Consider the following 13258-nt stretch of genomic DNA (forward strand, 5'->3'; position numbering starts at 1 on the left):
AAATGTCTAACTATTAATAAGATAGTTACTAAATAATCTGCTTTAGTACCGTCGACTATTTGACTTCGCCCCTTAAAGTCAAACACTTGGTAAGCAAGGTTCCAACAGCGTAAAAACGATGGTTTGACTAAACTATAGTCGTAAATATTGGGGTGACAAATATTTGACTAAGCCAAGGGCAGGCGAGGTAGATATGGGACAAATCGATCTACGTACCTTGTTAGGTACGACAGTAGTTATTGGTCTTGATGGTAACATTAAGCAGCTAGAAAGTGGCGAGTCTCCATTACCTGGAGAGTTGGTTATTCAAGAACTTTCTCAACCAAATGATGTAATAATACAAAGAGTGGAAAGAGATGGCACAAGCCAAGATATCACATCAGATGTTCAACAAGTATTTGAAGCGATAGCACAAGGTATTGATCCAACAGAACTTGGAGAAGAGTTTAATCCGGCCGCAGGTGAAGGGGTGGGCTCGAGTCCTCAAGTTACTGGAGCTATAGATAGAACTGGGGCTGAAAGTCTGGCCGCAACTTTGTTTGAGACTAACGCTAGTGGTTTCGGAGTACTTTCAAATACACAAATATTATCCTTACTAGAACTTTTTCAAAGCTTCCAATCAGAAGCGTTGCTTATCCTTCCAGTGATTCAAGAAATCAGTAGTCCAACCGTCAATGAAGGTGAAAATGTTGTATTTGACATCACCTTAGATCAACCAGGTAATCAGGACACTGAGTTAACACTTATTCTCAATGATGGAACCGCTTTTAACGGAGAAGACTTTGATAGTCTGTTGGTCGAAATTTCTCTTCCAGATGGCACGGTTGTAAACCCTCAACTAGGTCCACAAGGGGAGCTGATTGTTACTCTACCTAGCGGTGAAAGCGGACTACAACTTACTATCCCTACTATAGAGGACGACATCACCGAAGGTGATGAGTCGTTTACGCTATCCGGGACTACCACAGCACAGCAGACTCCTGTTCAGGGAACGGCAACTATTGTTGATAACGATGATACGCCTACGGTTACCGATGTGGCTTTGGTTGGCGAAACCGTACCAGAAGGTCAACCCGCTGAGTTTAAAGTGACGCTGAGTAATGCCAGCAGCAGCGACCAAACTTACACGATTGGCTTAGTCAACGGCACGGCAGGTGATGATGATTACGACACCAACGTGTCCAACATTGTGTTCAGTGATGGCGTGACCTATGACGCTAATACAGGACAGATCACCGTTCCAGCGGGTGTCACCATGTTTACTGCAACAGTGGATACCACGCAAGATACCATCGATGAGCCGGATGAAACCTTCGCCCTGCAAGTGGGTGGGGTGACTGGCACAGCAACAATCCAAGATGATGACGATGCACCTGTGATCACCGATGTGGCTTTGGTTGGCGAAACCGTACCAGAAGGCCAACCTGCTGAGTTTAAAGTGACGCTGAGTAATGCCAGCAGCAGCGATCAAACTTACACGATTGGCTTAGTCAACGGCACGGCAGGTGATGATGATTACGACACCAACGTGTCCAACATCGTGTTCAGCGATGGTGTGACCTATGACGCTAATACCGGACAAATCACCGTCCCAGCGGGCGTCACCATGTTCACTGCAACAGTGGATACCACGCAAGACATCATCGATGAGCCAGATGAAACCTTCGCCCTGCAAGTGGGTGGGGTGACTGGCACAGCAACAATCCAAGATGACGATGATGCTCCTGTGATCACGGAGGTCGCATTGGTTGGCGAGACCGTCCCCGAAGGGCAACCTGCTGAGTTTAAAGTGACGCTAAGTAACGCTAGTAGCAGCGACCAAACCTACACGATTGGTTTAGTCAACGGCACGGCAGGCGATAATGATTACGACACCAACGTGTCCAACATTGTGTTCAGTGATGGCGTGACCTACGACGCCAATACCGGACAGATCACCGTCCCAGCGGGCGTTACCATGTTCACTGCAACAGTGGATACCACGCAAGATACCATCGATGAGCCGGACGAAACCTTCGACCTGCAAGTGGGTGGGGTGACAGGCACTGCAACCATCCAAGATGATGACGATGCACCTGTGATCACGGATGTGGCTTTGATTGGCGAAACCGTACCAGAAGGCCAACCTGCTGAGTTTAAAGTGACGCTAAGTAATGCCAGCAGCAGCGATCAAACTTACACGATTGGCTTAGTCAACGGCACTGCAGGTGATGATGATTACGACACCAACGTGTCCAACATCGTGTTCAGCGATGGTGTGACCTATGACGCTAATACCGGACAAATCACCGTCCCAGCGGGCGTCACCATGTTCACTGCAACATTGGATACCACGCAAGACATCATCGATGAGCCAGATGAAACCTTCGCCCTGCAAGTGGGTGGGGTGACTGGCACAGCAACAATCCAAGATGATGACGATGCACCTGTGATCACCGATGTGGCTTTGGTTGGCGAAACCGTACCAGAAGGCCAACCTGCTGAGTTTAAAGTGACGCTGAGTAATGCCAGCAGCAGCGACCAAACCTACACGATTGGCTTATTCAATGGCACGGCAGGTGATGATGATTACGACACCAACGTGTCTAACATTGTGTTCAGTGATGGCGTGACCTACGACGCCAATACCGGACAAATCACCGTCCCAGCGGGCGTCACCATGTTCACTGCAACAGTGGATACCACGCAAGACACCATCGATGAGCCAGATGAAACCTTCGACCTGCAAGTGGGTGGGGTGACAGGCACTGCAACCATCCAAGATGATGACGATGCACCTGTGATCACGGATGTGGCTTTGGTTGGCGAAACCGTACCAGAAGGCCAACCTGCTGAGTTTAAAGTGACGCTAAGTAACGCTAGTAGCAGCGACCAAACCTACACGATTGGCTTAGTCAACGGCACGGCAGGTGATGATGATTACGACACCAACGTGTCCAACATTGTGTTCAGTGATGGCGTGACCTACGACGCCAATACCGGACAGATCACCGTCCCAGCGGGCGTCACCATGTTCACTGCAACAGTCGACACCACGCAAGATACCATCGATGAGCCAGATGAAACCTTTGACCTGCAAGTCGGTGGGGTAACTGGTACTGCAACAATCCAAGATGATGACGATGCACCCGTGATCACAGAGGTTGCTTTGGTTGGCGAGACCGTACCAGAAGGCCAACCTGCTGAGTTTAAAGTGACGCTAAGTAACGCTAGTAGCAGCGACCAAACCTACACGATTGGCTTAGTCAACGGCACGGCAGGTGATGATGATTACGACACCAACGTGTCCAACATTGTGTTCAGCGATGGCGTGACCTACGACGCCAATACCGGACAGGTCACCGTTCCAGCGGGCGTCACCATGTTCACTGCAACAGTGGACACCACGCAAGATACCATCGATGAGCCGGACGAAACCTTCGACCTTCAAGTCGGTGGAGTGACTGGCACAGCGACCATTATTGATGATGATGGTGTGCCAACTATTACCGATGTCGCTTTGGTTGGTGAAACTGTACCCGAAGGCCAGGCCGCTGAGTTTAAAGTGACGCTAAGTAACGCCAGCACCAGCGATCAAACTTACACGATTGGCTTAGTCAACGGTACGGCAGGTGATGATGATTACGACACTAACTTGTCAAACATTGTGTTCAGTGATGGCGTGACCTACGACGCTAATACCGGACAAATCACCGTGCCAGCGGGTGTCACCATGTTCACTGCAACAGTGGATACCACTCAAGATACCATCGACGAGCCGGACGAAACCTTCGACCTTCAAGTCGGTGGGGTGACTGGTACTGCGACAATCCAAGATGACGATGACGCTCCCGTGATCACTGATGTGGCTTTGGTTGGTGAAACTGTACCCGAAGGCCAGGCCGCTGAGTTTAAAGTGACGCTAAGTAACGCCAGCACCAGCGATCAAACTTACACGATTGGCTTAGTCAACGGTACGGCAGGTGATGATGATTACGACACTAACTTGTCAAACATTGTGTTCAGTGATGGCGTGACCTACGACGCTAATACCGGACAAATCACCGTGCCAGCGGGTGTCACCATGTTCACTGCAACAGTGGATACCACTCAAGATACCATCGACGAGCCAGATGAAACCTTCGACCTCCAAGTGGGTGGGGTGACAGGCACGGCAACAATCCAAGATGATGACGATGCACCTGTGATCACCGATGTGGCTTTGGTTGGCGAAACCGTACCAGAAGGCCAACCCGCTGAGTTTAAAGTGACGCTAAGTAACGCTAGTAGCAGCGACCAAACCTACACGATTGGCTTAGTCAACGGCACGGCAGGTGATAATGATTACGACACCAACGTGTCCAACATTGTGTTCAGTGATGGCGTGACCTACGACGCTAATACCGGACAAATCACTGTCCCAGCGGGCGTCACCATGTTCACTGCAACAGTGGATACCACGCAAGACACCCTCGACGAGCCGGACGAGACCTTCTTCTTAAACGTGGGAGGAGTCCAAGGCACGGCAACTATTGTTGATGATGATCTTCCCAACACTCCGCCAACGGTACGTGATTTTGGTATTTTGTTGGATATCGAAGACGGAATCTTTCCCGTTCAAGATGTTGATTTTGACAGCGTAACTGGCGCTGGACTGCAAAGAGTAGAAGATTTGGAGGATGATGCTGTAACTCCGAACGATGGTGATATAGAAATCGAAATCGTTGAACTTCCTTCATTTGGTGAGCTTTTCTTTGTAGATGAAAACAACCAAGAAGTCATTATAGATCAAGATTTTATAAATAATCCCTCTAACAAATTATACGAAGATACAGAGGTTAAGTATCGACTTACGGAAGACTTTTTTGATGAGCAGAGTTTTGACTCCCAAGATCTATTGGATGAGTTTGACAAAGACTTCCTAGCTGATTCAGTTGATGTGAATGGATTGAGCTTTTACGGAGGGACAATCGATAGCAATGGTGATTTTGTAAATAATGCTCAGATCAAAGTTGATTTTGCTGCTCAACAAGTAGGCTTAGTTGTCGTGTCACCTGGAGAGACTGGACAGGGTGATGAAATCAGTACCAGTGAATTCATTGCCATTGATCTCGATGACGGTCTTGAAGCGAAAGAAGCAAGGTTAAATTTGGCAAGCTTGAATGACCGCTTCAATAGTGGTGCTGCATGGATAAACGTTTATTTTTACATGGACGGAGTTCTCGCTGAAACCCAGGTTATCCAAACTGATGACATTGTATTTACCGGAAACCAAGAAGGCTTTGCTACTGTCGCCATTAGTAGCGGTAGCTTTGACGAAATTCGTTTATTCCCAGAGACCGATAGCGCGAGTGATAAAGCGAGTTTTACATTAGTAGGTACACAGATTACCAGCTTCAACAATGTAAATGATTCATTTGACTATCAAGCAGTCGATTCTGGAGGGCTCACAAGCACTGATACTGCAACAGTTGATATCGAGTTCTCTAATGTCTCTGTAGATGCAGTAGAAGCTTCTGCTGTCCAAGTAGCGTCAATGCAAGCTAACAACATAGTTCAAGGTACTGACCAAGATGATACGTTGGTTGGTACGGATGGTAATGATATCTTGATTGGTGGACTTGGCGACGATCTGCTTACCGGTGGAGGTGGTAACGATGTCTTTAAATGGACAGAAATGGATGATGCCACAGATACAGTGACTGATTTTGGTGACGGAGATTCTTTAGACTTTGTGGACTTGTTTGATGGCGTCACAGAAGACGATCTATCTATCTTGTTAGATGATCTGAGCTCTGGTGATTATGCTGGGCAAGTTGATGATATTTCGGTATCAGTAACCGAAAGTGGGATTAACTCGACCTTAACTATTAACAAAGACGGCCAACAACTCGAAGTTAACTTTGATGGAGCATCTGCCGCTGATATTGCGAACAGTCTCATTAGCAACCTTGAACAACTAAGAGAATAAAAAAACGGAGCGCAGCTCCGTTTTCTTTTTAATCGATTTTAATCAGCGATTAAAGCACCTTACATGCAAAACCTTTAAGGTAGAAGCCTTCTGGGTATGCTGTATCTGTTGGGTGATCAGCTGCTTGCTCGAAACGTTCTACGAATTTTACTTGGCGATTCGCATCTACTGCTGCATCGGCAATGATTTTTTGGAACAGAACTTGGTCCATTAAGCCTGAGCAAGAATAGGTCAGCAGCGTGCCACCAGGCTTAAGGATTTGCATTGCTAGCATATTGATGTCTTTATAGCCACGACATGCACCATTCAATTGCGCTTTACTTTCAGCGAATTTTGGTGGGTCCATGATAACTACATCGAACTTTGTGCCTTGATCGCGGTACTCGCGCAGTAGTTTGAATACGTCTGCGTTTAGGAACACCGCCCGCTTTTTCGAGATATCAAATTCATTAAGCTCGGCGTTAAATTTCGCGGTGTCCAGTGCAGGTTGCGACACGTCTGCGTTGATAACACGCTTTGCGCCGCCTTTTAGTGCGTATAAACCAAAACCGCCGGTGTAAGAGAAACAGTTGAGAACTTCTTTGTTCTTCATGTATTTCACAGCTTGCTGGCGGCTATCGCGTTGGTCTAGGTAGAAACCTGTTTTATGGCCGCCAACGATATCTACGCTGATCTTCACGCCGTTTTCTTCAATAACCACTGATTTTGGTGGCTCTTCACCGTGTAACACACCAGTCGTTTCTTTCAGACCTTCTTTCTTACGTACTGCTACATCTGAACGCTCGTAAACGTTGCAATCAGGGAAACATTCCACTAGCGCATCAACGATCGCTTGCTTGTTGTATTCTGCACCTGCACTTAACAGCTGACACACGAAGAAGTTTTGATAGCGGTCGATTGTAACGCCAGGTAGGCCGTCAGATTCCGCAGCTATCAGACGATAACCAGTCAGACCATCGCGCTCGATAATGTCTTCACGAAGAAGTTGAGCGTTGTTGAAACGCTTAACGAAGAACGCTTTGTTGATCTCTTCTTTTTCAAAACTCCAAATACGCGCTCGAATTTGAGAAGCAGGCGAGTATGCAGCTTTAGCTAGCCATTTTCCGTCGTGAGTGAATACATCAACGGTTTCGCCAAGAGCTGGTTCGCCCTCAACTTTATTGATGCCTCGAGAGAAGATCCAAGGGTGCTTACGCTTTACCGATTTCTCACGACCTTTAACCAAATAGATAGCAGCTGTCATTTCTTTAGCTCTTGTTGAATTTTGAAAGGGGCGTATTGTCCGGGATGTTGCCCGCAAAAGCAATATCCATCGATAATCCAGTCATTTGCTGAGGTTTCATTTTCAGCTCGATGCGCAAAGCTGACGGGGATTACTCCTGTGCAATGGAAACAAAAAAGGGCCACCGAAGTGACCCTATATTTTTCAACTTATAACTAAGCTTTAAGTCCTGTCAGTAGAGACTCCATTGTGTCACTCTGAGCACGGAGTTGTTCAACATTTTGAGACGTTGTGCTGATCATATTACACACGTTATTTGCTTGGACACGAACTTCTTCTACGCTTGAGGCAATGTTATCTGCAACCACGCCTTGCTCTTCCGCAGCAGTTGCAATCTGAATGCTGCTGTCAGAGATAGTTTGGTTCTTATCTGCTAGTGAGCCGATCTCGTGATTTACTTCTGCCATCAGAGTTTGGCCTTCGTTGGCGTTATGCACCGTTACTTCCATCAGCTTAGTGAGCGATTGGCTGTTACGTTGTAGCGCCTCAATCATCGCTTGAATTTCAACCGTTGCTTGCTGAGTACGTCCCGCAAGAGCACGAACTTCATCAGCAACGACGGCAAAGCCACGACCTTGTTCGCCTGCGCGTGCCGCTTCGATAGCCGCATTCAGTGCAAGTAGGTTAGTTTGCTCAGAAATACCATTAATGGTTGTAACCACTTCATCGATTTGTGCTGCGTTCGCATCTAATTCTTCAACCGCTTGAGACGCAGATTGGATCTCAGTCGATAGATTTGAGATAGAGTGAAGGGTATTTTCTACTTTCACCTGACCAGACTGCGCAACGCTGCGAGCATCTTCAGTCTGTGTGCTTGAACTGTGTGCCAGTGTTGCCACTTCACGAATAGTCGATGCCATTTGTTCTGTTGCACTAGCTAGAGAGTTGAGGTGCTCTTGCTGCGTATTCGAGATTTCAGAGCTGTTTTGAATCGATAGGTTAAGATCAGAACTGATTTGCTGCATCAGCGCGACAGATTCTTGAATCGACTGAACCATCTTTTGTTCACGATCTGCCACTTTATCGATAGTGATTGCAATTTCACTGAACTCATCACGAACACGGAAGAAGTTCATACGTGCGGTTAGATCACCATCCGCTAGCGTGTTTAGTGCTCTATTCATTGTGAACATTGCACCGCCGATGAACGTCATGATGTAGTAAACACCAAGCGCGATAATGAACAAAGTGACAAGAATGATACTGACTTGAGTAGTGGAAAGTGCAGTCCATAGTGATTGATCGTGGTTCGCAACAAGGCTGAATGACCCATTTAGAACAGAAATGGCACCTGGGCCAGTGCCGAAGCTGATCGTCTCCGAAGTTGCAAGTAACGCAGAGACTTGTGATTGGTTGAGATTTCCAGCCTCAATAAGGTTTTTCATTAGTATCAATTCTTCTTGATACAAATGTCCCAGCATAGTGTTTGCAGCACTATTAAGAACAAGCGTAAGAACAATTAAGGCAATGACGGGGAGCAAGAAGAGTAGATAGAACTTCTCTTGAATTTTTAAATGGATGAGATATTTATCAATCCAACGGAATGGAATTTCTTTCATAATAATAAAAACCAAATAAAAACCCACTATCCTTAGTGGGGTAAATAGACGCAATTAATATATCACTCAAATATAGGGAGCGGTATACGGATGGTACTAAAGTGTGAGAAGTTTCTGATAGTAGGTCACGTACAAGGGGTAGGATTTCGATACCACACATCGCATCAAGGATTGAAGCTTGGTTTAACGGGGTATGCGAAGAACTTAAACAACGGAGATGTTGAAGTGATTGCCTGTGGCACAGAAGATCAAATTGCCGCGTTTTCGAAGTGGTTGGAGGAAGGTCCGCGGACAGCGACAGTAGACAGTGTCACTCAGGAAAGTGTGTCTTACAAACCTTTCCGCGGATTTAAGATCTTATAGCTTTATAAGCTTTCATTTTGTAAGTGGTATTTTAAACCAGAGCCTTACAGACATTTCGCTGGTTTAGGAAGGCCAGCCAATTTGGTTGCCTGTTTCGCTGGGCCTTTCTTAAACAGTTTGAACAGGTACTTGCTGTTACCTTTCTCAGGCCCGTGCGCTTTTTCCATCGCTTTAACAAGCATTCTTACCGCAGGTGAGGTGTTGAACTCCTCATAAAAGTCACGTACGAAGTGAACCACTTCTAAGTGTGCATCGGTAAGCTCGATCTCTTCATCTTTTGCTAGAAGCTCAATCATGCCTTCTTCCCACTGAGTGTGGTCAAGTAGGTAGCCTTGAGCGTCGGTTTCAATTTCTTTGCCGTTGTAAACGAACATAGCTTTGTTTCCGCTAAGTAACCATTGATACGTATAGGGTAGCGTAGAGACTAACGTATTCTCAACAAAAGAATCTTCTAAGCTTTTTGAGCGATGTAAATATGTGCAGCCAAGAGTAGAGCTTGGAAAGGGGCAAACGGTTTGGATAAATCAACATCTATTCACTAATTTGTCTTTTTATGCGTTTAGTTAGAAAATTCTCGGGGTAAGTATTTTGATTTTTGCATCATTATGCAGAATGTTGTTGATAATAACATCCACACTCCAAGAGTACGCTTTTGAAAGCTCAGTCGCAGTTACAATGAGATAGGTAAAAACTCATATATTGTATTGAAGTTGCAAGATTACAATCTCAGCATTTAGCAAGTTCATAAGACATAGAGGTAGGCTTAGATGGAAATTCAATGGTGGAATGCGTTAGCTTTAATTGGTTGGGTGTTACTGCAGTTGGTATTTGTCTTTTTATCTTTTTTCTGTGTAATGGTTTTTATTCGTCATAAACCGCTAAAACCAAAGTATCAAGGGATAGGTAGTCTGATAGGCGTTGTGTTTTTTATTAGTTGGCTGGTTATGTTAGTAATTCCGTTCATTTCTGTTTACCAGTTTTTTGATCTTGTATTTGAAGCTTCTGAATGGAATGATTTTGAGCCAGCAACACAGTTTTTTGGTCATTGGTGGATTGCGCTAGGAGTGCTGTGGTTATGTTCATCGTTCGATGAGTATTTGAGAGATAAAAGCTAGCGATACATAAATCAAAAATAGGGCGTCTTTATAAAGCGCAGACAAAGAAAAAGCCCGAAGTAGAACCTCGGGCTTTTAAGTTTTGAACTCAACCTAACAGATTAATCGTCGTTCATGATGCCTAGGATGCTAAGTAGGCTGATGAAGATGTTGTAGATTGAAACATACAGCGTAATCGTTGCTGAGATGTAGTTTGTTTCACCGCCACGAATGATGCCTTGAGTGGTCATCAAAATCGCCATCGTTGAGAATACGATGAACAAGCTGCTCATTGCCAAGTGAAGGATAGTTGATTGGATGAAGATACTTGCAATCATACCTACTACTAGAACAACGAACAGTGACAGCATTAGACCGCCCATCATTGATAGGTCGCGCTTAGTTGTTAGTGCGTAAGCTGAAGCTGCCATAAATGACAGGGCTGTACCACCAAGAGCAGTAAGAACAACATCGCCCATACCAGCGCCGATGTACATATTCAGAATTGGACCAATGGTGTAACCCAAGAAGCCCGTGAATAGGAACGTAAATACAAGGCCAAGGCTGTTGTTGCGGTTTTTCTCAGTCAAGAATAGCAAACCGTAGAAACCAACCAGCATCAGGATAATACCTGGACGCGGCAAGTTAAACGCCATAGAAACGCCAGCAACCAGTGCTGACCATAGTAAAGTCATTGAAAGTAGTGCATATGTGTTACGCAATACTTTGTTGGTTTGTAGAGCACTCTCTTGAGTAGTAGTGCGTGAAAACATAGGACTGTTCATAATCTTCCTCTATAAGGGACCGTCTTATCTTTGATATATAGACATATATGGGCCCGAAAGTTCAATAAATCAAGCCCGACACGTCTATCTCTAGAACAAAATAATAATAGAAATAGTGTGTTATGTATGTGGCAACTTGTAACACAATATTACCACCTTGCATAGCAAACAACGGTTTAATACTCAAAGCTCTGAAGACCAGCTCACGAAGTGCTTGTAAGATTGTGCAAATTTACAACGTATTGAATCAACTGGATTTTCGTAACATGAGTGAATAGCAACCGATTAAACAAAGAAAAAGCGCTGATTTTGATGTCAGCGCTTTACAATTTTAGCTATGTATCTAACCCGTTTTAATGGTGAAGGATTTGAGCTAAGAAGTTCTGGGTTCGATCCGATTGCGGATTCTCGAAGAAGTCGACAGGGTTATTCTCTTCGATGATTTCCCCCGCATCCATAAAGATAACTCGATCAGCCACTTCTTTAGCAAAGCCCATTTCGTGCGTTACACACAACATGGTCATGCCTTCTTCTGCCAGTTCAACCATTACATCAAGCACCTCACGCACCATCTCAGGGTCGAGTGCCGATGTCGGCTCATCAAATAGCATCACTTTAGGGCTCATACAAAGAGAGCGTGCGATCGCCACACGTTGTTGCTGACCACCGGAGAGCTGCCCTGGGTACTTGTCGGCTTGATCGGGGATCTTAACGCGCTCTAAGTACTGCATTGCGATGGCTTCGGCTTCTTCTTTTGGCATTTTCTTCACCCAGATAGGGGCAAGCGTACAATTCTCCAAAACCGTTAGATGAGGGAAGAGGTTAAAGTGCTGAAAACACATTCCCACTTCACGACGAACCGCCTCAATGTTTTTCAGGTCTTCTGTAAGTTCAGTGCCCGATACATAGATGCTACCAGCTTGATGTTCTTCGAGACGGTTGATACAGCGAATCATGGTCGATTTACCTGAGCCAGATGGACCACAGATAACGATTTTCTCGCCTTTCTTTACGTCTAGGTTGATGTTCTTTAGTACGTGAAACTCACCATACCACTTATTCATGTCCTTCAACTGGATCATATAATCTTGTTGTTGCGTCATAATACGTCCTTGATCTTGATGAGTTATCGTTTGTGACCGGTATGCAGTTTGTTTTCAAGCCATATCGAGTAACGCGACATGCCAAAACAAAATACCCAAAACACTAACGCGACAAATACATAACTTTCTGTTGCGAAGCCTAACCACTCAGGGTCGGTATTCGCGGCTTGCCCAATACCCAGCACATCAAACATACCGATAATAAGCACCAGACTGGTATCTTTGAACAGGCCGATGAAGGTATTCACAATAGAAGGGATAGTGATCTTCAGTGCCTGAGGCAAAATGATGAGCCCCATTTTCTTCCAATAGCTTAATCCGAGTGCATCTGCCGCTTCATATTGTCCTTTCGGAATCGCTTGCAAACCACCACGTACTACCTCCGCCATGTAGGCGGCACTGAACATGACCACACCGATAAGCGCACGAATTAGCTTGTCTGTTTCAGAGCCTTCTGCCAAAAACAGGGGCAGCATTACTGATGCCATGAACAGCACGGTGATCAATGGAACTCCACGCCATACTTCGATGTAAACAGTACAAATACTGCGAATGATCGGCATGTCAGAACGTCGACCTAGTGCCAAAGCAACACCAATAGGTAGCGATACTACGATACCAACGAGTGCGATGATTAAGGTAACTAATAGACCGCCCCATTTGTGTGTCTCAACTACTTCAAGACCAAACACACCACCGTATAGTAGAGCAGCGATGATGAACGGATAGATGTTAACAAAGAACAGCCATATCCAAATACGTTTTGGTGTTTTCTCGTACGCTAGCAACACAGTAAAGATCGCTAACGTGATGTAGAACAGGCGAGGGCGCCATAGCTCAGCTTCAGGGTAGAACCCATACATGAACTGCTCCCAACGGACGCTGATAAATACCCAGCACGCCCCTTCACGAGTACAGTCATCTCTTGTTGTGCCAATCCAATCCGCATTAATAAACGCCCAATCAAGGATGTTCCAAAGAGCAGAAAACACAATGTAAGCTAGAATCAGCGTTACTATTGAGTTGACAGGGCCATTGAATAGGTTTTTGCGCAGCCAACCTACTACACCAACAGTATTTGCTGGCGGCGGGAGATCAGGCTGAAATTGATGTGTGCTCATA

Annotated in this window: 9 protein-coding genes; 3 read left to right on the forward strand and 6 right to left on the reverse strand. The window is 45.5% G+C overall.

Going from position 1 to position 13258, the window contains the following annotated elements; translation table 11 throughout:
* Positions 1–193 precede the first annotated feature (193 nt).
* Positions 194–5950: a Calx-beta domain-containing protein gene (locus J4N37_RS07245; protein ID WP_252042059.1), complete on the forward strand. Its 5757-nt coding sequence runs from the start codon at positions 194–196 to the stop codon at positions 5948–5950.
* A gap of 49 nt (positions 5951–5999) precedes the next feature.
* On the opposite strand, the gene J4N37_RS07250 is transcribed toward J4N37_RS07245, so the two are convergent.
* Positions 6000–7193, reverse strand: a complete 1194-nt coding sequence (locus J4N37_RS07250) for a class I SAM-dependent methyltransferase (protein WP_071236419.1) — start codon at positions 7191–7193, stop codon at positions 6000–6002.
* 194 nt (positions 7194–7387) lie between these two features.
* On the reverse strand, positions 7388–8791 hold the full coding sequence (locus J4N37_RS07255; RefSeq protein WP_252042060.1) for a methyl-accepting chemotaxis protein: 1404 nt from the start codon (positions 8789–8791) through the stop codon (positions 7388–7390).
* 90 nt (positions 8792–8881) lie between these two features.
* On the opposite strand from J4N37_RS07255, the gene yccX reads away from it, so the two are divergent.
* A complete protein-coding gene (gene yccX / locus J4N37_RS07260) occupies positions 8882–9154 on the forward strand; it encodes an acylphosphatase (protein ID WP_252042061.1) in 273 nt (90 codons plus the stop codon).
* A 44-nt stretch (positions 9155–9198) separates the two neighbouring features.
* On the opposite strand, the gene J4N37_RS07265 is transcribed toward yccX, so the two are convergent.
* A complete protein-coding gene (locus J4N37_RS07265) occupies positions 9199–9528 on the reverse strand; it encodes a TusE/DsrC/DsvC family sulfur relay protein (protein ID WP_005443942.1) in 330 nt (109 codons plus the stop codon).
* 393 nt (positions 9529–9921) lie between these two features.
* Between J4N37_RS07265 and J4N37_RS07270 the strand changes: the two genes are divergently transcribed.
* Positions 9922–10269 (forward strand): hypothetical protein, encoded by a 348-nt coding sequence (locus tag J4N37_RS07270; RefSeq protein ID WP_252042062.1) that lies wholly within the window; start codon positions 9922–9924, stop codon positions 10267–10269.
* A gap of 101 nt (positions 10270–10370) precedes the next feature.
* On the opposite strand, the gene J4N37_RS07275 is transcribed toward J4N37_RS07270, so the two are convergent.
* The 3 genes from J4N37_RS07275 to J4N37_RS07285 all read right to left on the reverse strand — a co-directional run bounded on the left by J4N37_RS07275 (position 10371) and on the right by J4N37_RS07285 (position 13257).
* Entirely contained in the window at positions 10371–11033 is a 663-nt protein-coding gene (locus J4N37_RS07275) for a Bax inhibitor-1/YccA family protein (protein WP_071236421.1), read from the reverse strand.
* A gap of 353 nt (positions 11034–11386) precedes the next feature.
* Positions 11387–12136 carry an amino acid ABC transporter ATP-binding protein gene (locus J4N37_RS07280; protein WP_005443945.1) on the reverse strand — a complete coding sequence of 250 codons (750 nt, stop codon included), beginning with the start codon at positions 12134–12136 and terminating at the stop codon, positions 11387–11389.
* 23 nt (positions 12137–12159) lie between these two features.
* On the reverse strand, positions 12160–13257 hold the full coding sequence (locus J4N37_RS07285) for an amino acid ABC transporter permease (protein WP_138955961.1): 1098 nt from the start codon (positions 13255–13257) through the stop codon (positions 12160–12162).
* Position 13258 lies beyond the last annotated feature (1 nt).

Source organism: Vibrio sp. SCSIO 43153, assembly GCF_023716625.1.
In the GTDB taxonomy this organism is placed as follows: domain Bacteria; phylum Pseudomonadota; class Gammaproteobacteria; order Enterobacterales; family Vibrionaceae; genus Vibrio; species Vibrio rotiferianus.